This window comes from Streptococcus equinus ATCC 9812 (assembly GCF_000187265.1).
Lineage (GTDB): Bacteria > Bacillota > Bacilli > Lactobacillales > Streptococcaceae > Streptococcus > Streptococcus equinus.
On the sequence record NZ_GL698429.1, the window covers coordinates 115488 to 137758 of the forward strand.

Below are 22271 nucleotides of genomic sequence, written 5' to 3' on the forward strand. Positions count from 1 at the left end.
AGTTTTTCAGGATTTTTTCGAATAATAAAATAGGAGGTTTACTATGCTGTCTGCGCTTGATGAAAATGGGAAATTAGTTTCTTTGTTAGATGAAATCCCGAAACGGCAAGATTTTTGCTGTCCGGCTTGTCACTCACCAGTTCGTCTCAAAAATGGTACGGTCATGCGAGTGCATTTTGCTCATGTCTCTTTAGAAAATTGTGATTTTTACAGTGAAAATGAAAGCAGCGAGCACCTAAGGTTAAAATCGGAGCTATATCGCAGCATTTCACGAACAGACGAAGTTGTTATCGAAAAGATTTTGCCTGAACTAGGGCAGTCGGCAGATTTATTTGTGAATGATAAGCTAGCTCTTGAGGTGCAGTGCTCACGTTTATCCGAAAAACGACTTAGACAACGAACGATTTCATATCAAAATGCAGGCTATTCTGTCCTCTGGCTTTTAGGTGAGAAATTATGGCTTCGTCATCATTTAACGCCACTACATCGCCAGTTCCTTTATTTTTCGCAGAATATGGGCTTTCACATGTGGGAATTAGACTTAAAGAAATCGGAGATACGGCTTAATTATCTTATTTATGAGGATTTGCATGGGCGGGTTCATTATTTGACAAAGTCGTGTGCTTTTTCGGCTGATGTCATGGCATTTTTACGACTTCCTTATCAAAGACAGACTTTGTCTGCATATCAAGTCACTCAAGATTCAAAGATAACATCTTACATTCAAAAGCAGCTCATCGCTCGAAATTCTCGTTGGTTAAAACGTCAAGAAGAGGCTTATCTAAAAGGAAAAAATCTCCTTACTCAATCTTTGTCGGAATTTTATCCGCAAGTGAAACCACCTGAATTTAAGGAAGGATTTTGTCAGATTAAGCAGGATTTGACAGCATTTTACAAGACTTTTGAGGATTATTATCAAAATCAAGGACAAAAACGAATTCAAACGCTTTACCCACCAGCATATTATGGTAGAATGGTTAATAATGCCCAGAAAAGGAGAAAATGATGTCAGATAATCGTAGTCATATTGATGAAAAGTATAAATGGGATTTGAGTACTGTCTTTGCGACAGATGATGCTTGGGAAGAAGCACTAGCTAAGCTTGATTCAGATTTAGAAGATGCTAAAAAATTTAAAGGGCACTTGATTGAATCAAGTAAGACTTTGCTCGATATCACTGAAAGTTATCTTGAATTGTCACGCCGCTTGGAAAAAGTTTATGGCTATGCGTCAATGAAAAATGACCAAGATACAACAGTTGCTAAATACCAAGAATTTGAAGCAAAAGCAACAACACTTTACGCCAAATACAGCGAAGTTTTTGCATTTTATGAACCAGAATTGATGCAATTATCTCAAGATGATTTCGCTAAATTCGTGACTGAAACACCAGCACTTTCAGCTTATGCTCATTTCTTTGAAAAACTTTTCAAACGTCAAGCGCACGTCTTGTCACAAAAAGAAGAAGAGCTGCTAGCAGGTGCTCACGAAATCTTTGGTGCAGCTGGAGAGACTTTTGAAATTTTAGATAATGCTGACATTGTCTTTCCTGTTGTTTTGGATGATGAGGGCAATGAAGTTCAACTAACACATGGTAACTTCATCAGTCTTTTGGAATCAAAAAATCGCGATGTTCGAAAAGCGGCTTACGAGGCTATGTATGCTACATACGAACAATATCAACATACTTATGCCAAAACACTTCAAACTAATGTAAAAGTTCATAACTTTGATGCGCGTGTTCACCATTTCAAATCAGCGCGTGAAGCAGCACTTTCAGCAAACTTCATTCCTGAATCTGTCTACGATACTTTGATTGAACGCGTGAATGCACACTTGTCATTGCTTCATCGCTATGTGGAACTTCGTAAGAAAGTTCTTAAACTTGATGATTTGAAAATGTATGATATTCATACACCTTTGTCTGAAATGGATATGAGTTTCACTTACGAGGAAGCTTTAAAAAAAGCAGAGGAGGTTTTGTCTGTCTTTGGTAAAGATTATTCAGAACGTGTTCATCGAGCTTTCACAGAACGCTGGATTGACGTTCATGTCAACAAAGGAAAACGTTCAGGAGCTTATTCTGGTGGGGCTTATGATACAAATGCCTTTATGCTATTGAACTGGCAAGATACACTTGATAATCTTTTTACTTTGGTACACGAAACAGGGCATAGCCTTCATTCTACTTTTACGCGTGAAACTCAACCATACGTTTACGGTGATTACAGCATTTTCTTGGCTGAAATTGCTTCAACGACGAATGAAAATATTTTAACAGAAACACTCTTAAAAGAAGTTGATGATGACAAAGCACGCTTTGCAATTTTGAATCACTACTTGGACGGTTTCAAAGGGACTATTTTCCGTCAAGCACAATTTGCTGAATTTGAAGATATTATCCATAAAGCTGACCAAAATGGTGAAGTTTTGACGAGTGAATACCTCAATGGTATTTATGCTGACTTAAATGAAAAATACTACGGACTCAGCAAAGAAGATAATCCAGAAATTCAATACGAATGGGCACGCATTCCGCATTTCTACTATAATTATTATGTTTATCAATATGCGACAGGTTTTGCGGCAGCAAGTTATCTAGCTGACAAAGTAGTTCACGGTACATCAGATGACATTAACCGTTACCTTGATTATCTCAAGGCTGGTAATTCTGATTATCCGTTAAATGTGATTAAAAAAGCTGGTGTGGACATGACAAGCAGTGATTATTTGGATGCTGCATTCAAGATTTTTGAAGAACGTCTAAATGAATTAGAAACTTTGGTTGAAAAAGGTCTACATTTATAAAAAGACTGATGAGGTTGGATAAAATCCAACCTCATTATGTTATAATGGAAAAAATTTGGAGGTGTTGATTGGATGTCTGACCAATTGACTATTGATTTAGAAAATGGGCATTGTTTGGCTCGTTATTGGATTAGATTGGAGAAATAGTTTGACAACATTTATTTGGGACTTTGATGGGACTTTGGTTGATTCTTATGAGGCAATCGGCGAGGCTCTGAAGGTTACTTATGCGCATTATGGCTTAACTTTTGATGAAGAATGGGTGATGGATTTTATTATCAAAGAATCTGTAAAAGCTCTCTTGTATCAAGTGGCAGCACAGGAGCAGTTGGATTTTGAAGAGTTATCAAGTTTCTTTAAAAAAGAACAAGAAGCGCGTGACCATATGATTAAGCCTATGCCTAACTTAGCTTGTGTGCTTAAAGCAACGTGGCAAAAAGGGATTCAGCATTTTATTTACACGCATAAGGGTATAACGGCAAATAATGTCTTAGAGAGACTAGATGTTCGAAAATATTTCACAGAAGTAGTGACTTCAGCAAATGGCTTTGCTCGCAAACCACATCCAGAAGCGATTGAATATCTTGTTGAAAAATATGGTTTAGACAAAGCAAGTACTTATTATGTCGGTGACCGTCGTATTGATGTGGAAGCAGCTGAAAATGCAGGTGTCAAGTCAATCAATCTTGGTCAGCCAGATTCAAAAAATAATCAGAAGATAGCTAACTTATCAGAACTTATCACACTTTTTAAGGTGTAAAAGAAAAGCTAAGTATTCACATCGACTTTATTTTGCTATATAATAAGAGTTATGGTTAAATCATATTCAAAAACAGCAAATCACAATATGCGACGCCCCGTTGTTAAAGAGGGAATTTTGCGTTACATGCGAACACGTCAAAAACAAAACGATGGTTTTTTAGCTGAATTAGAAGCTTTTGCGCATCAAGAAAATATTCCAATTATTCAGCACGAAGTTGTGGCTTATTTCCGATTTTTAATGCAAACAATGCAACCTAAGAATATTTTGGAAATCGGTACAGCAATTGGATTTTCAGCATTATTGATGGCAGAAAATGCACCAGAAGCTAAAATTACTACTCTAGACCGTAATCCAGAAATGATTGCTTTTGCGAAAGAAAATTTTGCAAAATACGACACACGTAATCAGATTACTTTGGTTGAAGGTGACGCGGTCGACACATTGTCAACACTTGAAGATGAGTACGATTTTGTTTTCATGGATTCAGCAAAATCAAAATATATCGTTTTCTTGCCAGAAGTATTAAAACGCTTAAAAGTTGGTGGTGTCGTCGTCTTTGATGATGTCTTCCAAGGTGGAGACATTGTCAAACCTATCGAAGAAGTGCGGCGCGGTCAGCGAACAATTTACCGTGGTCTTCAACATCTTTTTGATTCAACACTAGACAATCCAAACTTGACAGCAACCTTGTTGCCACTTAGCGATGGTTTGCTAATGCTTCGAAAAAATGCAGAAGACGTAGAACTGTAAAATTAAGCAATATTTAAGTTAATGTGATATACTAATGGGGTTAAAGACAAATTAAGGAGTTAATATCAATGGCCAACAAAGAAAAATCAGGATTTACAAAAATGATCCAAAGCAAGGCTTTTAAAGGTGTTTCTATTGCCGTAGCATCAGCTCTTATCGGTGCAGGTGTTACTTACCTTGCTACAAACAGCAACTCTGAAACAAAAGCTCTAGTTACAATGAAAGGTAACACAATCACTGTATCAGACTTTTACAGTGCTGCAAAAAGTTCAACATCTTCACAACAAACAATGTTGAATTTGATTTTGGCACGTGTATTTGAAGACCAATATGGAAGCAAAGTTTCAGATAAAGAAGTGACTGAAGCTTACAACAAAACTGCTTCATCATATGGTTCATCATTCTCAAGTGCACTTCAAGCTGCTGGTTTGACAACAGATACTTACAAGCAACAAATTCGCACATCAATGTTAGTGGAATATGCTGTTAAAGAAGCTGCCAAAGATAAATTGACAACTAAAAACTATAAAGAAGCTTACAAAGATTACAACCCTGACACAACAGCTACAGTTATTGCTTTGAGCGACGAAGACAAAGCTAACTCAGTTCACGACCAAGCAACTGCAGATGGCGCTGATTTTGATAAAATCGCTAAAGAAAATACAACAGCTAAGAAAACTGAATACACATTTGATTCAGCAGATACAAAACTTCCAACAGATGTTATGGATGCTGCATTCAAACAAGAGGAAGGTTCAGTTTCAGATGTTATCAAAGTAATGAATTCTTCAACATATTCATACACTTACTATATCGTTAAGACAACTAAGAAAACAGATAAAAATTCTGATTGGAAGACATACAAAAAACGTTTGAAGAAAGCTATCATGGCAAAATATCAAAACGACACAAACTTCCAAAATCAAGTTATTGCTAAAGCTCTTGATAAAGCTAACGTGAAGATTAAAGATAACAGCTTTGCAAGCATTCTTTCACAATATGCAACAAGCTCATCATCAAGTTCTTCAGCTTCATCATCAAAAGCTTCATCAACTTCTTCTGAAGCAAGCTCATCAAGTTCAACAGAAGAATCATCAACAACTGAATCATCTACAGATTCAGCTGAATAAGCTACTTGACCAGAAGCTTAAAATACAGTACAATTAAAAAGATTGAGAATCGTTTTTAAAAATTCAGATTCAGAAAAGTGGCGGTTGCTGCGAGCCATGGATGAAGTTAAAAATGTGCTACTCATGATTTCTGATTGTAAGTTTGTAACGTGGTTTACAAACGCTGATTTAAGAAAAACAATTTAACAGATAAATGAAGAATGACAGGTTCATTGAAAAGAGGTGGTACCGTGGCTAACGTCACCCTCTATGAGATGAACTTGTCGTTTTTTGTTAAATTGCAGTAGTAAAAATGATGTCAATCTATGGCAAGCGATTATCGCTTAGTAACAAGAAAAGGAAAGATGTAATGAAACAATTAACTAGTGCGCAAGTCCGCCAAATGTGGTTAGACTTTTGGAAATCAAAAGGTCACTCTGTTGAGCCTTCAGCAAACTTGGTTCCTGTAAACGACCCAACTCTTCTTTGGATTAACTCAGGTGTTGCCACACTTAAAAAATATTTCGATGGTTCAGTAATTCCTGAAAATCCACGTATTACAAATGCTCAAAAAGCTATTCGTACAAACGATATTGAAAACGTTGGTAAGACTGCACGTCACCACACAATGTTTGAAATGTTGGGTAACTTCTCAGTGGGTGATTACTTCCGTGATGAAGCTATCACTTGGGGATTTGAACTTTTGACAAGCCCAGAATGGTTTGATTTCCCTAAAGACAAACTTTACATGACTTACTACCCAGATGATAAAGATACTTACAACCGTTGGATCTCACTTGGTGTTGAACCAAGTCACTTGATTCCAATCGAAGATAACTTCTGGGAAATTGGTGCTGGACCTTCAGGACCAGATACTGAAATCTTCTTTGACCGCGGTGAAGACTTCGACCCAGATCACGTTGGTATCAAGCTTCTTGCTGAAGATATCGAAAACGATCGTTATATCGAAATCTGGAACATCGTATTATCACAATTTAACGCTGACCCAGCTGTTCCACGTTCAGAATACAAAGAACTTCCACACAAAAACATCGATACTGGTGCTGGTTTGGAACGTTTGGTTGCTGTTATGCAAGGGGCTAAAACAAACTTTGAAACTGACCTCTTCATGCCAATCATTCGTGAAATCGAAAAATTATCTGGTAAAACTTACGATCCAGATGGCGACAACATGAGCTTTAAAGTCATCGCTGACCACATCCGTTCACTTTCATTTGCAATCGGTGATGGTGCTCTTCCAGGTAACGAAGGTCGCGGATACGTTCTTCGTCGTTTGCTTCGCCGTGCTGTTATGCATGGTCGTCGTCTTGGTATCAATGAAACATTCTTGTACAAATTGGTTCCAACTGTTGGTAAAATCATGGAATCATACTACCCAGAAGTACTTGAAAAACGTGAATTTATCGAAAAAATTGTCAAACGTGAAGAAGAAACTTTTGCACGTACAATTGATGCTGGTTCAAACATGCTTGACCAATTGTTGGCTGATTTGAAAGCTGCAGGTAAAGACACTGTTGAAGGTAAAGATATCTTCAAATTGTATGATACATACGGATTCCCAGTTGAATTGACTGAAGAATTGGCTGAAGATAAAGGATTCAAGATTGACCATGCTGGCTTTGAAGCTGCCATGAAAGAACAACAAGAACGCGCTCGCGCAAGCGTTGTTAAAGGTGGTTCAATGAGTATGCAAAACGAAACATTGTCAAACATCACTGAAGAATCAGTCTTTAGCTACGAAGAAGAAGTTCTTGACTCTACATTGTCAGTAATCATTGCTGATAACGAATGTACTGAAGCTGTTTCAGAAGGTCAAGCATTGCTTGTCTTTGCTAAAACACCATTCTACGCTGAAATGGGTGGACAAGTGGCTGACCACGGTGTTATCAAAAACGATAAAGGTGACATCGTTGCTCGTGTGACTGATGTTCAAAAAGCACCAAACGGTCAAGCACTTCACACAGTTGAAGTTCTTGCAAGCTTGTCTGTTGGTACAACATACACACTTGAAATTGATAGCAAACGTCGTCACAGTGTTATTAAAAACCACACAGCTACTCACTTGCTTCACGCTGCACTTCACAACGTTATCGGTGAACACGCTACTCAAGCTGGTTCTCTTAACGAAGAAGGCTTCTTGCGTTTTGACTTTACTCACTTTGAAGCTGTAACTGCTGATGAATTGCGTCAAATCGAAGAAGAAGTTAACCAACAAATCTGGAATGCTATCCCAGTTATTACTGTTGAAACTGATATTGATACAGCTAAATCAATGGGTGCTATGGCATTGTTCGGTGAAAAATATGGTAAAAACGTACGTGTTGTAACAATCGGTGACTATTCAATCGAACTTTGTGGTGGTACACACGTTTCAAATACAGCTGAAATCGGAATCTTCAAGATTGTTAAAGAAGAAGGTATCGGTTCAGGAACTCGTCGTATCCTTGCTGTAACTGGTAAAGAAGCTTTTGAAGCATACCGTCAAGAAGAAGAAGACCTTAAAGCAATCGCTGAAACTCTTAAAGTACCTCAACTTAAAGAAGTTACTAAGAAAGTTGTAAGCTTGCAAGAACAATTGCATAAATTGCAAAAAGAAAATGCTGAGTTGAAAGAAAAAGCAGCAGCAGCTCAAGCTGGTGACGTCTTCAAAGATGTTAAAGAAGCAAATGGTCTTCGCTTTATTGCTAGCCAAGTAACTGTTTCTGATGCTGGAGCTCTTCGTACATTTGCTGATAACTGGAAACAAAAAGATTACTCTGATGTTCTTGTATTGGCAGCAGCTATTGGCGAAAAAGTAAACGTCCTTGTTGCAAGCAAATCTAAAGATGTTCATGCTGGCAATTTGATTAAAACTTTGGCACCAATCGTATCAGGTCGTGGTGGTGGTAAACCAGACATGGCTATGGCAGGTGGTTCAGATGCTGCTAAAATCGCTGACCTTCTTGCAGCAGTAGCAGAAAATCTATAAGATGACATCAAAAAATATCTTTCTAAAACTTGCAATTGCCCTAATCAGTGCAACTATAGTCATTCTAACTTGCGTGCTTATTTTAAATAGTATTCAAGGAAGAGTAAATTGGGTACTCATTGTCATTCTCTTTGCAGAAGCAAGCCTACTCAGTAGCCTGATTAAGACCTTGCAAGAAAGAAAATAAAATGAAAGCTCACCAAACGGTGGGCTTTTTGATATAGTTTTATAATCTTGTGGTAGAATAATAGTATATTTTCAGGAATTTGGGAAATGGAGATTTAGGAATGAAAAAACTATTTTCACCGGCTTGTGGAACAATTTTGGGTTTATTTTTGTTGCTGATAATATTTCCAGCAGCACGAGAGACGTTTGTACTAGGTTATCTCGGTATTATGCTGGCAGTTGGCACTCACGAGTTTGGTCATTTTTTAGCTGGTTATGTTAACGGTATAAAACCATTGTACCTTATTGTTGGTTTTACCAAGTTTAATTTTGAAAATGGTTTTCATATTCAGTTTAATAATGATTGGATGTACTATGGTGGTATTTATCGTTATAAGATAGCAAATTATCCAGGCAAGGCAGTGCTAAGCTTGCTGGTTGGAGGTCCTTTAATCAGCTTATTTGGTTCATTTGCCTTGCTTTTTTAAGATTGATTTTCTCACAATATTTGGTTATTCTAGTTTATTGTTGTTTGTAGCAACAGTAATTCCAGTGAATTTTTTTGGCTTATGCAGTGATGGTTTTAAAATATATAAATTGTTAGTGAAAGATGAATTATTTCTTTTTTGGTAAAAGATATCCAATCAATTGTTACAAGATTATAATGAAATGACTTTTGATGATGTTTCATGAATTTGTGATACTATAGAATGTCAAGTAGTTCCTAGCTATATGATAAATACTTGTTTCCTATATTTGATTTATGCCTGTGTTATTGAAGGAGAAATACGAAAAGTTAGAAATAGTTATCAAAAATTAACTAGGATGATACCAACTGATAGTTTTAATAAAAATTACTACTATAGTCTATTAATTACTTTAGAAGTAGTATTGTATAAGAGGATGTCTAGCGACTTATTTGCTAAATTTAATTTGAAGAAATTTGATAAAATTAGTCAAAAACGTTTAGAGTATTTATCCTGACTTTATTTGAAAAATGGACAGGATGTGGTAGCAAGTAGCTCTGTTTTTCAAAATGTTTTATCATCATATGGCGATAAAACGTCACTTTTAGTTCAAGCCGAAAAACAATTTTTAGTATAGAGTATGCAAAGCTCACCAAATGGAGAGCTTTTTGTTATAGTTTTTAACTATTGACTTTATTTAAAATAACTATTTTACGGGGAAAGTTCAGGCTGCTATAATAGAGAATAAGATTTCAGAAAATTTTAACAGTTTAGAGATAGAATGGAGAAAATGATGAAAATGTCACTTATTCAGATGTCAATTCGCGAAGCGGAGCCAGATAAAAATGCAAGGAAAGTTCTTGCTTTGTTAGAAAAAGCGATGCTTGATAAACCTGATGTAATTGTATTGCCTGAGATGTGGAATACTGGCTATGCTTTGGAGCAAATGTCTGAGCTTTCTGATAAGGATGGTCAGCAAACGAAAGATTTGTTAGGAAAGTTTGCCAAAGAAAATCAGGTTAATCTGGTAGCTGGTTCGGTCGCGACAGCAAAGAAAAATCAATTTTTTAATACTACTTATGTTTTTAACCGAGCTGGTCAGGTGATTGCTGATTATGATAAAGTTCATCTTTTTGGCTTGATGGGAGAAGATCGTTTTTTGCAGGCTGGGCATCGTGAAAGTACTTTTGAGCTTGATGGTGTCAAGGCAGCTAGTGTCATTTGCTATGATATCCGATTTCCAGAATGGGTGAGAACCTTAATGGCGACTGGCGCTAAGGTTTTATTTGTCGTAGCTGAGTGGCCAAAAAAACGTGTGCCACAGTGGGAGATTTTGCTGCGTGCGCGTGCAGTTGAAAATCAAGCTTTTGTAGTGGCTGTCAACCGTGTTGGTCAAGGAGTGTTGGATGATTTTTCTGGGCATTCATTGGTTATTGACCCGCTAGGAAATGTTATTTTGCAAGCGCTAGATAATCAAGAAGGTGTTTTTTCGGTAAATATTAACTTATCAGAGGTTGAAAAAGTTCGTGGGCATTTTCCTGTTTTTGCTGACCGAAAACCAGAGTTGTATCATTAAGGGGGAGTTAGGATGTTTTCACAATCAGATATTTTACAAACATTGCCAAAACAATTTTTTGCAAATCTTGTTGCTAAGGTCAATGCTAAAGTGTCACAAGGTTATGATGTGATAAATCTTGGGCAGGGAAATCCTGATCAGCCGACCTACGATTATATCGTTGATGCCTTGATTGAATCTGCTCAAAATCCTGCTTCGCATAAATACTCGCAATTTCGTGGAAATGCTAATTTTAAAGAGGCAGCAAGTCAATTTTATAAGGACAATTATCAAGTAGACCTTGATAGCGAGAAAGAGATTTGTATCCTTGGTGGTGCAAAGATTGGTCTGGTAGAATTTCCAGTAGCCACCATGAATCCTGGTGATTTGCTTTTGCTGCCTGACCCTGGTTATCCAGATTATTTATCAAGCGTTTCTCTTGGAAAAATTGAGTTTGAAACTTTTCCTTTAAAAGCAGAAAATGATTTTTTGCCTGATTTGTCAGCGATTCCTGAAGAGGTGGCGAAGCGCGCAAAATTTATCTATATCAATTACCCTAACAATCCTACCGGAGCTGTGGCAACGGCAGCATTTTATGAAAAATTGGTTGCTTGGGCGAAAAAATTCGACGTTGGTGTGGTCAGTGACTTTGCCTATGGTGCCTTGGGAGCGGATGGTTTTAAAAATCCAAGTTTTCTATCAACGCCAGGTGCAAAAGAAGTTGGCATTGAACTCTATACATTTTCCAAAACCTTTAACATGGCAGGTTGGCGTTTGGCTTTTGCGGCGGGAAATGCGGAGTTGATTGAGGCGCTTAACTTATTACAAGACCACCTTTTTGTCAGCATTTTTCCAGCTATCCAAGACACTGGTGCAGTAGCTCTTTTAGATGAGCGCGCTAAAGCGGCAATCGCAGAGCTAAATCACAAATATGACGAGCGACGCCACGCTTTTGTTAAAGCTGCTGCTAAAATCGGCTGGCACGCCTTTGAGTCAAAAGGAGCGTTTTATGCTTGGATGCCGGTGCCAGAAGGTTATAACAGTGAAAGCTTCGCTGATTTACTCTTAAACGAAGCTCACGTCGCAGTTGCACCGGGAAAAGGATTTGGTAAACAAGGTGACAGCTACGTCAGAATTGGACTCTTGGTCGAACCAGAGCGTTTGATTGAGGCGGTCGAGAGAATAGGAAAATTAGGGGTGTTTTAAAAAATAAAAACTTGGGTAAGTGCAACCCAAGTTTTTTATTTTGGAGATTTTTTAAATTTTAAACACTAAAGTTACTGTTTACGACGAAAAAAAGACAGTTTACGACATTTGCGTTTATTATTCTAAATTTGTGCTAGAATGGAAATAATATTTAAAAAGTTGGGAGACCTTTATGCTTAGGATAGATGTCCAAAATTTATCAAAAAAATTTAAGAGTATGGTGGCATTAGATGATGTATCATTTAGTGTAGCTGAGGGGGAGATTTTTGGTTTTCTGGGTCCCTCTGGGGCAGGAAAAACAACGACGATTAATATCTTGACAAATCAACTAAAAGAAGATAGCGGTGTAGTTGAGATTCTTGGCAAAAATCCAGAGCAAATTACGCCTGATGATTATTTGAAAATGGGAATCATGAGTGATACGGTTGGATTTTATGAAAACATGACTGTCTACAAAAATTTAGAATTTTTTGCTCGTTTCCATGGTCTCCCAATGGCTAAAGTTGATGAGTTATTAAAACGTCTTGATTTATACGAAGACCGCAATAAAAAAGCTAAAAAAATCTCGACAGGTATGCGTCAACGTCTTCTGCTTATTCGTGCGATTTTGCATGAACCTGAGATTGTCTTTTTAGATGAGCCAACATCTGGTATGGATCCAACCTTATCTCAAAAAGTACACCAGTTATTGTTGGAATTAAAGTCTAAAGGCATTTCAATTTTCTTGACGACTCATAACATGCAAGAAGCAGCTAAATTATGTGATAAGATTTCGCTATTGAATAAGGGGAAGATTTTGGAATATGGTAGTCCAGAAGAGATTATCAGTAAATATCGTGTTGATGACAATGTTCATCTTCTTTATTAAAACGGTGAAGAAAAAGTTGTTCCAAGAGATGAGGTAGCTAGCTACCTAAATTCCAATGTTGTCAGTATGCACACAGCAGAACCTGACTTGGAAACTATTTTTATTAAATTGACAGGAGAAAAATGGCATTGGGAATAATAGGTTTATGAGCTTACTTTGGTTGCGTTGGCAGTTTATATGGAGTAATAAATTATTTCGCCAGTTATTTACATGGGCATATTTGCTACTTTTGGTAATTCTGAAATTAATAAATTCCTTGTTGGAATGGGACTTAATCTGGTTTATAGTTTTACGGCAGGTTCCTTTGTTTCTACCATGATTTCAGAAGAAAAAGGAAAAGAAAAATTTAAAAAGTTTGATTTTATCGGGAGTTAAACAAGGAGAATATATCACGACGGTTATTATTTTTCCAACTATCTTTTCTTTAGTTGCAAGTATTTTAATTCCAATTATGATGCAAATTGAAGACATGGAGTGGGGAAAATTTTTAGTTGTTGTCAGTTTGACGAGTCTTGTCTTTATTTTGTTAAATCTTTTATTTGCATTTTTGGCTAAGAATCAAACCCAAACGACTGTTTGCAGTTTAATTTTAGTGCTTGTTGAAAGTATTTTACCCGTCTCTTCTGAATTTGTTAAATCAGCTGATACAGTTATGGAATACTCTTTTATTGGAGCAAATGCCAAATATTTCAAAGAATTATCTGATTATTAATTAACAGATAAAACTATTTTTGTGTTACTTAGTTGGATTGTCATGACTTCAATTGCTTTATATTTTGCTTATAAGAAAAATCGAAAAATTGATTAACCTCAATTATATAAATGAAAGTACGAATGAAAATTCGTACTTTTTTAATAATTTATGCAAAAATGCTTGACTTATGAATAAATATACTATAAAATTGAATACATATTTATTCAAGAGGTGTATATTATGAGAGTGTCGATTGTTGGTATCACTGGATACAGTGGACTAGAATTAGTTAAATTATTGAATAATCATAAAAAAGTTATGATTGCTTCGATTCACGCCACTAAGGAAATCGGTCGACGATTGTCAGAGCTATACCCTTACTTAGTTGGTGTTTGTGATTTAGTTATCGAAGAGTTTGACGCAGAGAAAATCATGGCAAAATCAGACTTGGTCTTCTTTGCGACACCAAGTGGTGTAGCTAGCAAATTAGCAGAGCCATTTGTTGAAGCTGATTTTCCTGTGATTGACTTATCAGGTGACCATCGCTTACCAGCCTATCTTTATGAAAAATGGTATAAAAAAACACCAGCTAGTGATAAGATTTTGAATAAATTTACATATTCTTTGGCTGAATTTACGGATGTTAAGGACAAGAAATTCATTTCTAACCCAGGTTGCTACGCGACAGTGACAGAGTTAGCTTTGATTCCTTTACTAAAGGCTGATGTTGTTGAAGAGGATTCTATTATTGTTGATGCTAAAAGTGGTTTGACAGGTGCTGGTAAAGCTCTTTCTGAATCAAGTCATTTCGTTAACGTGCATGATAATTACGTGACTTACAAATTGAATCGTCACCAGCATATTCCAGAAATTGTACAAGAGTTGAAACTTTTCAATGACCAGATTCATCATATTCAATTTTCAACATCACTTTTGCCAGTTAACCGTGGCATCATGTCAACGGTTTATGTGAAATTGAAAAAGCCCCTAACAGCAGCAAATCTCTTTGCCATTTATGAAGATTCTTACAAGGACACACCGTTTGTTCGTGTGCAGGATGATTTGCCAGAGTTGCACAATGTGATTGGGTCAAATTTTACAGATATCGGTTTTCTATACAACAAGGTGACAAATGTTTTAACGATTGTCTCGGTTATTGATAATTTGATTAAAGGTGCTGCTGGTCAAGCCGTCCAAAATCTCAATCTGATGAACGGCTGGGATGAGACAGAAGGATTATTGATTTCACCGAATTATTTATAGAAAGGGAAGGATGCTTAAAGTATTTTTGAGAGAATGAGTTTGCTTTAAGTGTTTCAGGTATAGAAAATGAAAGTTATTGAAGGTAATGTTGCAAGCCCGCTTGGATTTTCAGCGGATGGCTTGCACGCAGGGTTTAAGAAAAGAAAATTGGATTTTGGTTGGATTGTTTCAGAAGTTCCAGCTAGCGTAGCGGGAGTTTATACGACAAATAAAGTTATCGCAGCGCCATTGATTGTGACACGCCAGTCTGTTAAAAAAGCTAAGAAAATGAAAGCTATTGTTGTTAACTCAGGTGTTGCTAATTCTTGCACAGGTGTGCAAGGGATGGAAGATGCTTACACTATGCAAAAATGGACAGCTGAAAAGCTTGGCGTCGAACCTGATTTGGTCGGTGTTGCCTCAACTGGTGTCATTGGTGATTTATTGCCAATGAATACTTTAAAAACAGGTCTTTCTAAACTTGTGGTTAATGGCAATTCAGATGATTTTTCAAAAGCAATTTTGACAACTGATACCATGGTTAAAACTGTTGCAGTGACAGAAAAATTTGGTCGTGACGAGGTAACCATGGCAGGTGTTGCTAAGGGGTCAGGCATGATTCACCCAAATATGGCGACAATGCTAGCTTTTATCACTTGTGATGCTAATATTTCAAGTGAAACCTTACAACTTGCGTTAAGTCAGAACGTTGAAACGACTTTTAATCAAATCACGGTTGATGGTGATACTTCAACGAATGATATGGTTCTTGTCATGTCAAATGGTTGCACTTTGAATGAAGAAATTTTGCCAAACACACCTGAATTTGATAAATTCTCAAGCATGCTTAACTATGTCATGCAAGAATTAGCTAAAATGATTGCAAAAGACGGTGAAGGTGCAAGCAAACTCATTGAAGTCAATGTCAAAAATGCTCCAAATGCACTTGATGCGCGCATGATGGCAAAAAGTGTTGTTGGGTCAAGTCTTGTTAAGACAGCGATTTTTGGTGAAGACCCTAACTGGGGACGCATTTTAGCAGCTGTAGGCTATGCAGGTGTCGATGTACCAGTTGATAATATTGATATTTTCCTTGGAGATGTTCCAGTGATGTTGAAATCAAGTCCAGTTGATTTTGAAGCAGAAGAAATGCAAGACGTCATGCATGAAGATGAGATTACCATTACAGTTGATTTGCACGCGGGGGAAGCGCAAGGAAAAGCATGGGGCTGCGATTTGTCATATGATTATGTCAAAATCAATGCTCTTTATCGTACGTAAAGGGATGAGATAATGAAAGATACAATTGTGATTAAAATCGGAGGTGTTGCTAGTCAAAACCTCACACAACAGTTTATTAATCAGGTCAAAACTTGGAAAGAATCTGGAAAAAAACTTGTGATTGTGCACGGCGGTGGCTTTGCTATTAATAAACTAATGGAAGACAATCATGTTCCTGTTAAAAAAATCAATGGTCTTCGTGTGACAAATAAATCTGACATGCGATTAGTCAGCTACGCTCTTTTAAACATGGTCGGTCACAATCTAACTAAAAAGTTAAATCAGTCGTCAGTCGATAGTATCCAGCTTCTGTCAGGTTTAAAAAGGGTGGTCAAAGCAGAATTTCTTGATAAAGGAACTTACGGTTACGTTGGTGATGTGGCGCAGATTCAAACACCAGTTTTGGAGCAAATGCTTGATAATAACATGTTGCCAGTTCTTGCATCGCTTGGCTATTCTAAAGATGGCGAGCTTTTAAACATCAACGCAGATTATTTGGCAACAGCGGTCGCTGTCGCTTTAGGAGCTGAAAAGCTAGTCCTAATGACTGATGTTAAAGGCGTTTTGGAAAATGGAGCTGTGCTTGATAGTTTAACATCGACAGAATTTCAAGAGAAAATTGACCAAGGAATTATCACTGGCGGCATGATTCCAAAAATCGAATCAGCAGTGAACACCGTTTTAGCAGGTGTGGGTGAAGTATTGATTGGCGACAATCTTGTAACAGGAACTTCAATCATCTGCTAACGTAAAGGAGCGACGAATGACAAAACTATTTCAAAATTATAAACGCGCAGCTATCGAATTTGTTAAAGCGGAAGGTAATTATCTTTTTGACCAGGACGGCAAAAAATACCTTGATTTTTCATCTGGTATTGGTGTGACTAATCTTGGTTTTCACCCACAAGTCAAAGCAGCTTTGCTTAAGCAGGCTGAGGAGATTTGGCACATGCCAAATTTGTACCACAATTCCTTGCAAGAAGAAGTAGCAGGTAAATTAATCGGGGATAAAGATTATCTTGCTTTCTTTGCAAATAGCGGTGCGGAAGCTAATGAAGCTGCGATTAAGATTGCTCGTAAGGCGACTGGCAAGCAAGAAATTATCACTTTTGTGAATTCTTTTCACGGTCGTACCTTTGGGTCAATGTCTGCGACTGGTCAGGACAAAATTAAAGCTGGTTTTGGTGATGTTGTCCCACATTTTAGCTATGCGACATATAATGATTTGGATAGTGTCAAAGCCTTGGTGACTGAGGATACTGCAGCGGTCATGTTAGAATTGGTCCAAGGGGAGTCAGGAGTTCGCCCAGCAGATAAAACTTTTGTAACAGCCTTGAGCGAATTTTGTCAAAATACAGGGATTTTACTTATTGCCGATGAAGTCCAAACAGGTATGGGACGTACTGGGAAACTCTTTTCATTTGAACATTATGGCATTGAGCCAGACATTTTTACTTTGGCAAAAGGTCTTGGAAATGGCGTGCCAGTTGGTGCAATGATTGCAAAAGAAAAACTTGGTTCAGCTTTTTCTTACGGCAGTCATGGGTCAACCTTTGGTGGCAATAAACTTGTCATGTCAGCAGCCTCAAGCGTACTAGATATTATGCTTACTGACGGTTTCTTGCCCCAAGCTCTTGACAATGGTAATTATTTGCAAGCTGAGTTGAAGAAAGCTCTAGCAGGTAATTCTAAAGTAACTGAGGTTCGTGGGCTTGGTTACATGATTGGTATTGAAACAACTGAAAATCTTGTTGACTTGGTTGAAAAGGCATGTGACAAAGGTCTTGTTGTCTTAACTGCAGGAACAAATGTTATTCGTCTCTTACCACCATTGACTTTGACAAAAGAGCAAATTGATCAAGGTGTTGCTATTTTGAAAGACGTTTTGGCGTAAGATAAAAGGACTTCTCTAGCGAGAGGTTCTTTTTCAAGTTGACAAATCGCTTTTAATTGTATAGAATTTTCTAAAAATAGGAGGAGTGACAAAATTGGCTAAAAAAGTTCTTGTTGTTTCAGGGCATCCTGATTTGAAAAATGATTCACTTGCAAATAAAACGATTTTAAAAGAAATTAAAAAGCTTTATCCTGAAGTTGAATTGGATATTTTGAGTAATTTGTATCCTGATTATCAGATTAATGTGGCAGCTGAGCAGGAAAAATTACGTCGAGCTGATGTTATTGTTTTTCAGTATCCACTTTACTGGTATATGACACCATCTTTGATGAATAAATGGATTGAAAAAGTTTTTGTGCATGGTTTTTCACACGGTTCAAATGGTAATGCCTTGAAAAATAAAGTTTTGATTGCTTCTTTGACGACTGGCGCAGGAGAAGCAGCTTATAGCGCAGAAACAGGCACAACGATTGACGAGCTTTTGGCACCGATTCGTTTGACAGCTAAATTGACTCAGCTGAATTTTGTAGGCCATGTTGTGACACACGGCGTTTCTTATTCACTTCGAAACGACGCTGAAAAAGCCCAAGAAATGATTGCAAAATCACAAGTCCATGCCAAGAAATTGGTTGAAATGATTGAAAGTTTGTAGGAAATAATAAAAAAATTGACAGCTCTTTCAATTCGTGATAATCTTAAGAAGAATTGAATAGTTTTCTTCGGGGCAGGGTGAAATTCCCGACCGACGGTGTTGTTGTCTTGTTGATTGTTACTTGCTTTTATTTCTCGCTGATGTTTCGCTATGTCTGTGAGGAGAAGCAATTACTAATCAACTTTATTTGAAATGAGAGAGCTAAGTCCGTGAGCGTAAGCTGATCTGGTGTGATTCCAGAGCCGACAGTATAGTCTGGATGGGAGAAGAATTGATAGAGTGTCAAAAAGCATACTCTCGCTTTTTGAATTACTTTTTTAGTTGTCTTTAATCGCCTCGTAGTGTAATGCTACGGGGATTTTTATTTTTGGTATATTTTTGATGTCAGAAAATTCAGACAACTACAGTGCAACCCGATGAAAATGACTGATTAGTGCAAGCTAGTCGGATAATTTTTGTCGGGATTTTTTTATTTGAAAGGAGGAAGATATGGATAAAAACTATATGTTGCAAGCGATAGAAGAAGCTAAGCGTGGCTTTAGGCAAACTTACACCAATCCTTTAGTTGGTGCGGTGATTGTCAAAGATAATCATGTGATTGCTCGTGGTGCACACCTGCAGTATGGTCATGAGCATGCTGAAAAGAACGCGATTTTACATTGTCAAACTCCGGAAGAACTATTTAATTCAACTCTTTATGTGACCTTGGAACCTTGTCATCATGGGGGAAAACAGCCACCCTGTACCCAAGCGATTGTTGAGGTAGGTATCAAAAAGGTAGTTGCTGGCCAGTTTGACCCCAATCCTTTAGTAGCAGGAAAAGGTGTGGCTTTCTTAAAAGAGCAAGGAATAGAAGTAGTCACTCATGTTTTGGAAGAAGAGGCACGCGCACTCAACAAGCACTACAATGTTTACTATGAGCGCAAGCGTCCTTATGTTGTTTTGAAACAAGCAGTTAGTCTGGATGGAAAGATTGCAGTGCTTGGCAAACGAACAGCTTTGACTGATGATGAGACAAGTCGTTTTGTTCACGATGAACGTGATGATTTTCATGCGATATTGGTTGGTGCTGATACGGTCTTGATTGACAATCCACGTTTGCTGGGGAGTGAGACAAGCTTTTGTCCGCCAGTGCGTGTGATTTTGGATGAAAAGGGGCGTGTTTTTGACCAGTTAGATTTACAGATTTTTGAAGATAATTCGGCTCCAGTTTATATTTTTAGTAGTCGGAAGGTTTCGGATTTACCAAAGCATGTCACAGTAATTGATTTACCAGAGTTTTCAATTGAAAATATTTTGCAGGTGCTTTATGAAAAGAAGCTTCAGTCAGTTTATGTTGAGGGCGGAGCTAGTGTTCATGATGCTTTTCTGGAAAGTGGGCTTTTTGATGAAATCATTTCTTATGTGACTCCTAAGCTTATTGGCGGTAATGCCAAAGCAGCCATGTCAAGTTTTCGTTTGGTTAGTCACGCCTTAGAATTAGACGATTTTTCCTGTCAAAAAATTGGAAATAATATTAGGCTTTCGGCTAGAAGGAGGATGTGATGTTTACTGGATTAATTCAAGAACAAGGTCGTATTAGCCGGATTGTTAAACACCAGCACAATATCAAATTAACTTGCAAGGCTTCACGAAAGTTGTTAGCTGATTATAAAATTGGCGATAGTATGGCAATCAATGGTGTCTGCTTGACTTGCGTGGCTAAAGCAGAGGATGCATTTACAGTGGATGTCATGCCAGAAACCTTTAGGAGAACGATTTTTTCAGAGAGTCGCGTCGGTGATTTGGTAAATCTTGAGTTAGCTATGTCAGCCAATGCTCGATTTGAAGGGCACCTTGTGACAGGGCACGTGGATAGTGTGGCAAGGCTTGATAAAAAAGAAAGTGATGAAACTGCACTTGTACTTAGCTTTGCTTTTCCAAAAGGACTTGAAGGGCAGATTGTTGGGCAAGGTTCAATCGCGGTCAACGGTGTTAGTCTGACGGTGGTATCCGCTGAGAAGGGGCAATTTAGCGTGTCGTTGATTCCACATACGGCAAAAGAGACTAACCTGGCAAGGCTCAAAACAGGTGACAAAGTAAATATTGAGACGGATATTTTAGCAAAATACATGCAAAAACAGCTAAGAATGATGAAAGGAGACTAGATGTTTAAGGATGTTGAAAAAGCAATTTCTGATTTGAAAGCAGGAAAATTAATCGTAGTTGTCGACGATGATGACCGTGAGGCAGAAGGAGATTTGGTTGGTCTTGCGGAGTTAGCGAGTCCTGAAAATGTGAATTTCATGACTAAATACGCGCGTGGTTTGATTTGTGCGCCCGTATCTAAAAGTATCGCTGAGTGTTTGGAACTTGTTCCTATGTCAGAAGAAAATACAGATGCACATGGCACAGCATTTACTATTAGTGTAGACCACAAGACGACTTCAACAGGTATTTCAGCATTTGACCGTGCAAAAACCATTCAAGAATTAGCCTCACAAAGTAGTAAAGCAAGTGATTTTCATTATCCAGGTCATATGTTTCCTTTGGTTGGACGAAATGGTGGCGTTCTTAAACGTCGTGGACATACAGAAGCAAGTCTTGAATTGGCACGCTTGGCGGGGAGTCGAGAAGCAACTTATATTTGTGAGATTTTAAAAGATGACGGCACAATGGCACGAAAAAGTGATCTAAGGGAATTTGCTCAAAAATGGGATTTGACCATGATTGAAGTTGGTGATATCGCACGTTACGTCAGTTTTCAAGATAGTCCCAAGGTGAAATTGCCATCGAGTTATGGTGATTTTGGCCTTCGTTTATTTGAAGATGAGTTTCATCGTGAACATATCCTGTTGTCAAAAGGTGAGTTGACATCTGATGAACCGCTTTTGCTTCGTCTGCATTCAGAATGTTTGACAGGGGATATTTTTGGGTCTTATCGTTGTGATTGTGGGGAACAGCTACACGCTGCCATAAAGAAAATCAATGAAATTGGTCGTGGAGCAATTTTGTATCTTCGCCAAGAAGGACGTGGCATTGGACTAAAAAACAAGCTCAAAGCTTATCAGCTGCAAGAAAAAGGCTTTGATACTTACGATGCTAATGTCAAGTTGGGCTTTGCGCCTGATGCGCGTGATTATCAGATTGCTGCAGATATTTTATCATTTTTGAAAATCAAGCAAGTCAAGCTTTTGACAAATAATCCTGATAAGCTGGAACAACTTACGGCTGCTGGCATTGAGATTGTTGAACACTTGCCCTTGCAGGTGCCAGCTCACCAAGAAAATCAAGCTTACCTACAAACCAAACAAGAAAAATTTCATCATTTATTACACATTGTTTAAGGAGTGACCATCATGACAACATTTGAAGGAAAATTTATTGGAAAAAATGTCAAAATTGCTATCGTCGTTGCACGTTTTAACGAATTTATCACCTCAAAATTATTGGGTGGAGCAATGGACAGCTTGATTCGTAATGAAGTGGCAGAAGATGATATCGATGTATACTGGGTTCCAGGTGCTTTTGAAATTCCATTTATGACGAAAAAAATTGTGGCGAGTGGAAAATATGATGGTGTCATTACACTTGGTAGTGTCATCCGTGGGTCAACGAGTCATTATGACCTTGTCTGTAACGAAGTGGCTAAGGGTGTTGGTCAGATTAATCTTACTAGTAACATTCCAGTCATGTTTGGCGTGATTACGACTGAAGATATTGAGCAAGCTATCGAACGTTCAGGCTCAAAAGCTGGAAATAAAGGCAGCGAATGTGCGCAAGGTGTGCTTGAAATGATTGACTTAGCAAGACAACTTTAAGTTGAAAACGAGAAAAAGCTAGGAAGTT

General features: G+C 37.7%; 20 protein-coding genes, 1 pseudogene and 1 riboswitch. All 21 genes and pseudogenes read left to right on the top strand.

Annotation, left to right across the window (positions count from 1 at the left end):
- Positions 1-43: 43 nt before the first annotated feature.
- The 21 genes and pseudogenes from HMPREF0819_RS00580 (at position 44) to ribH (ending at position 22243) form a co-directional block, all read left to right on the top strand.
- On the top strand, positions 44-1006 hold the full coding sequence (locus HMPREF0819_RS00580) for a competence protein CoiA (protein ID WP_004230891.1): 963 nt from the start codon (positions 44-46) through the stop codon (positions 1004-1006).
- Positions 1006-2808, top strand: coding sequence for an oligoendopeptidase F (pepF, locus tag HMPREF0819_RS00585; protein WP_044023238.1), 1803 nt, complete (start codon positions 1006-1008; stop codon positions 2806-2808). Before HMPREF0819_RS00580 ends, pepF begins: the two co-directional genes overlap by 1 nt.
- A gap of 148 nt (positions 2809-2956) precedes the next feature.
- Entirely contained in the window at positions 2957-3568 is a 612-nt protein-coding gene (locus tag HMPREF0819_RS00590; protein ID WP_044023239.1) for an HAD-IA family hydrolase, read from the top strand.
- Between the two features lie 51 nt (positions 3569-3619).
- On the top strand, positions 3620-4321 hold the full coding sequence (locus HMPREF0819_RS00595) for an O-methyltransferase (RefSeq protein WP_004230901.1): 702 nt from the start codon (positions 3620-3622) through the stop codon (positions 4319-4321).
- Positions 4322-4389: 68 nt separating this feature from the next.
- The gene (locus HMPREF0819_RS00600; protein WP_004230903.1) at positions 4390-5451 is read left to right on the top strand and encodes a peptidyl-prolyl cis-trans isomerase; all 1062 of its coding nucleotides are present in this window, start codon (positions 4390-4392) and stop codon (positions 5449-5451) included.
- 349 nt (positions 5452-5800) lie between these two features.
- Positions 5801-8419: an alanine--tRNA ligase gene (alaS, locus tag HMPREF0819_RS00605; protein ID WP_044023240.1), complete on the top strand. Its 2619-nt coding sequence runs from the start codon at positions 5801-5803 to the stop codon at positions 8417-8419.
- Positions 8420-8706: 287 nt separating this feature from the next.
- The gene (locus tag HMPREF0819_RS09155; RefSeq protein ID WP_237393033.1) at positions 8707-9072 is read left to right on the top strand and encodes a hypothetical protein; all 366 of its coding nucleotides are present in this window, start codon (positions 8707-8709) and stop codon (positions 9070-9072) included.
- A 772-nt stretch (positions 9073-9844) separates the two neighbouring features.
- Positions 9845-10627, top strand: coding sequence for a carbon-nitrogen family hydrolase (locus tag HMPREF0819_RS00620; RefSeq protein WP_044023241.1), 783 nt, complete (start codon positions 9845-9847; stop codon positions 10625-10627).
- Between the two features lie 12 nt (positions 10628-10639).
- On the top strand, positions 10640-11812 hold the full coding sequence (locus HMPREF0819_RS00625; RefSeq protein ID WP_004230912.1) for a pyridoxal phosphate-dependent aminotransferase: 1173 nt from the start codon (positions 10640-10642) through the stop codon (positions 11810-11812).
- Between the two features lie 172 nt (positions 11813-11984).
- Positions 11985-12818: pseudogene (locus HMPREF0819_RS00630) on the top strand (ABC transporter ATP-binding protein).
- Between the two features lie 72 nt (positions 12819-12890).
- Positions 12891-13055: a hypothetical protein gene (locus tag HMPREF0819_RS09160; RefSeq protein WP_004230915.1), complete on the top strand. Its 165-nt coding sequence runs from the start codon at positions 12891-12893 to the stop codon at positions 13053-13055.
- Complete coding sequence (locus HMPREF0819_RS09165) at positions 13036-13392, top strand: hypothetical protein (RefSeq protein WP_004230918.1); 357 nt, start codon at positions 13036-13038, stop codon at positions 13390-13392. The genes HMPREF0819_RS09160 and HMPREF0819_RS09165 overlap by 20 nt, the downstream gene beginning before the upstream one ends.
- A 222-nt stretch (positions 13393-13614) precedes the next feature.
- Positions 13615-14637 (top strand): N-acetyl-gamma-glutamyl-phosphate reductase, encoded by a 1023-nt coding sequence (gene argC, locus HMPREF0819_RS00640; protein WP_004230921.1) that lies wholly within the window; start codon positions 13615-13617, stop codon positions 14635-14637.
- Positions 14638-14703: 66 nt separating this feature from the next.
- Positions 14704-15897 carry a bifunctional ornithine acetyltransferase/N-acetylglutamate synthase gene (gene argJ, locus HMPREF0819_RS00645; RefSeq protein ID WP_004230927.1) on the top strand — a complete coding sequence of 398 codons (1194 nt, stop codon included), beginning with the start codon at positions 14704-14706 and terminating at the stop codon, positions 15895-15897.
- Positions 15898-15909: 12 nt separating this feature from the next.
- Entirely contained in the window at positions 15910-16644 is a 735-nt protein-coding gene (gene argB / locus HMPREF0819_RS00650; protein WP_004230929.1) for an acetylglutamate kinase, read from the top strand.
- Positions 16645-16660: 16 nt separating this feature from the next.
- On the top strand, positions 16661-17791 hold the full coding sequence (locus HMPREF0819_RS00655; protein ID WP_004230932.1) for an acetylornithine transaminase: 1131 nt from the start codon (positions 16661-16663) through the stop codon (positions 17789-17791).
- Between the two features lie 94 nt (positions 17792-17885).
- Positions 17886-18443, top strand: a complete 558-nt coding sequence (locus HMPREF0819_RS00660; RefSeq protein WP_044023242.1) for an NAD(P)H-dependent oxidoreductase — start codon at positions 17886-17888, stop codon at positions 18441-18443.
- A 59-nt stretch (positions 18444-18502) separates the two neighbouring features.
- A riboswitch (FMN riboswitch) is annotated at positions 18503-18718 on the top strand.
- A 214-nt stretch (positions 18719-18932) separates the two neighbouring features.
- Entirely contained in the window at positions 18933-19988 is a 1056-nt protein-coding gene (ribD, locus tag HMPREF0819_RS00665; protein ID WP_004230938.1) for a bifunctional diaminohydroxyphosphoribosylaminopyrimidine deaminase/5-amino-6-(5-phosphoribosylamino)uracil reductase RibD, read from the top strand.
- A complete protein-coding gene (locus HMPREF0819_RS00670) occupies positions 19988-20590 on the top strand; it encodes a riboflavin synthase (RefSeq protein ID WP_004230940.1) in 603 nt (200 codons plus the stop codon). Before ribD ends, HMPREF0819_RS00670 begins: the two co-directional genes overlap by 1 nt.
- On the top strand, positions 20591-21769 hold the full coding sequence (locus tag HMPREF0819_RS00675; RefSeq protein ID WP_004230942.1) for a bifunctional 3,4-dihydroxy-2-butanone-4-phosphate synthase/GTP cyclohydrolase II: 1179 nt from the start codon (positions 20591-20593) through the stop codon (positions 21767-21769). It begins immediately after the preceding gene.
- A gap of 12 nt (positions 21770-21781) precedes the next feature.
- The gene (gene ribH / locus HMPREF0819_RS00680; protein WP_004230944.1) at positions 21782-22243 is read left to right on the top strand and encodes a 6,7-dimethyl-8-ribityllumazine synthase; all 462 of its coding nucleotides are present in this window, start codon (positions 21782-21784) and stop codon (positions 22241-22243) included.
- Positions 22244-22271: the final 28 nt, after the last annotated feature.

Excerpts from the sequence above, each read along its gene's own strand:
- HMPREF0819_RS00655 (WP_004230932.1), top strand. The coding sequence starts at position 16,661 with ATGACAAAACTATTTCAAAATTATAAACGCGCAGCTATCGAATTTGTT.
- ribH (WP_004230944.1), top strand. The coding sequence starts at position 21,782 with ATGACAACATTTGAAGGAAAATTTATTGGAAAAAATGTCAAAATTGCT.
- pepF (WP_044023238.1), top strand. The coding sequence starts at position 1,006 with ATGTCAGATAATCGTAGTCATATTGATGAAAAGTATAAATGGGATTTG.
- HMPREF0819_RS09160 (WP_004230915.1), top strand. The coding sequence starts at position 12,891 with ATGGGCATATTTGCTACTTTTGGTAATTCTGAAATTAATAAATTCCTT.
- HMPREF0819_RS00595 (WP_004230901.1), top strand. The coding sequence starts at position 3,620 with ATGGTTAAATCATATTCAAAAACAGCAAATCACAATATGCGACGCCCC.
- argB (WP_004230929.1), top strand. The coding sequence starts at position 15,910 with ATGAAAGATACAATTGTGATTAAAATCGGAGGTGTTGCTAGTCAAAAC.
- HMPREF0819_RS00675 (WP_004230942.1), top strand. The coding sequence starts at position 20,591 with ATGTTTAAGGATGTTGAAAAAGCAATTTCTGATTTGAAAGCAGGAAAA.
- HMPREF0819_RS00620 (WP_044023241.1), top strand. The coding sequence starts at position 9,845 with ATGAAAATGTCACTTATTCAGATGTCAATTCGCGAAGCGGAGCCAGAT.
- ribD (WP_004230938.1), top strand. The coding sequence starts at position 18,933 with ATGGATAAAAACTATATGTTGCAAGCGATAGAAGAAGCTAAGCGTGGC.
- HMPREF0819_RS00600 (WP_004230903.1), top strand. The coding sequence starts at position 4,390 with ATGGCCAACAAAGAAAAATCAGGATTTACAAAAATGATCCAAAGCAAG.
- HMPREF0819_RS00625 (WP_004230912.1), top strand. The coding sequence starts at position 10,640 with ATGTTTTCACAATCAGATATTTTACAAACATTGCCAAAACAATTTTTT.
- argC (WP_004230921.1), top strand. The coding sequence starts at position 13,615 with ATGAGAGTGTCGATTGTTGGTATCACTGGATACAGTGGACTAGAATTA.
- HMPREF0819_RS00670 (WP_004230940.1), top strand. The coding sequence starts at position 19,988 with ATGTTTACTGGATTAATTCAAGAACAAGGTCGTATTAGCCGGATTGTT.
- HMPREF0819_RS00580 (WP_004230891.1), top strand. The coding sequence starts at position 44 with ATGCTGTCTGCGCTTGATGAAAATGGGAAATTAGTTTCTTTGTTAGAT.
- argJ (WP_004230927.1), top strand. The coding sequence starts at position 14,704 with ATGAAAGTTATTGAAGGTAATGTTGCAAGCCCGCTTGGATTTTCAGCG.
- alaS (WP_044023240.1), top strand. The coding sequence starts at position 5,801 with ATGAAACAATTAACTAGTGCGCAAGTCCGCCAAATGTGGTTAGACTTT.
- HMPREF0819_RS09155 (WP_237393033.1), top strand. The coding sequence starts at position 8,707 with ATGAAAAAACTATTTTCACCGGCTTGTGGAACAATTTTGGGTTTATTT.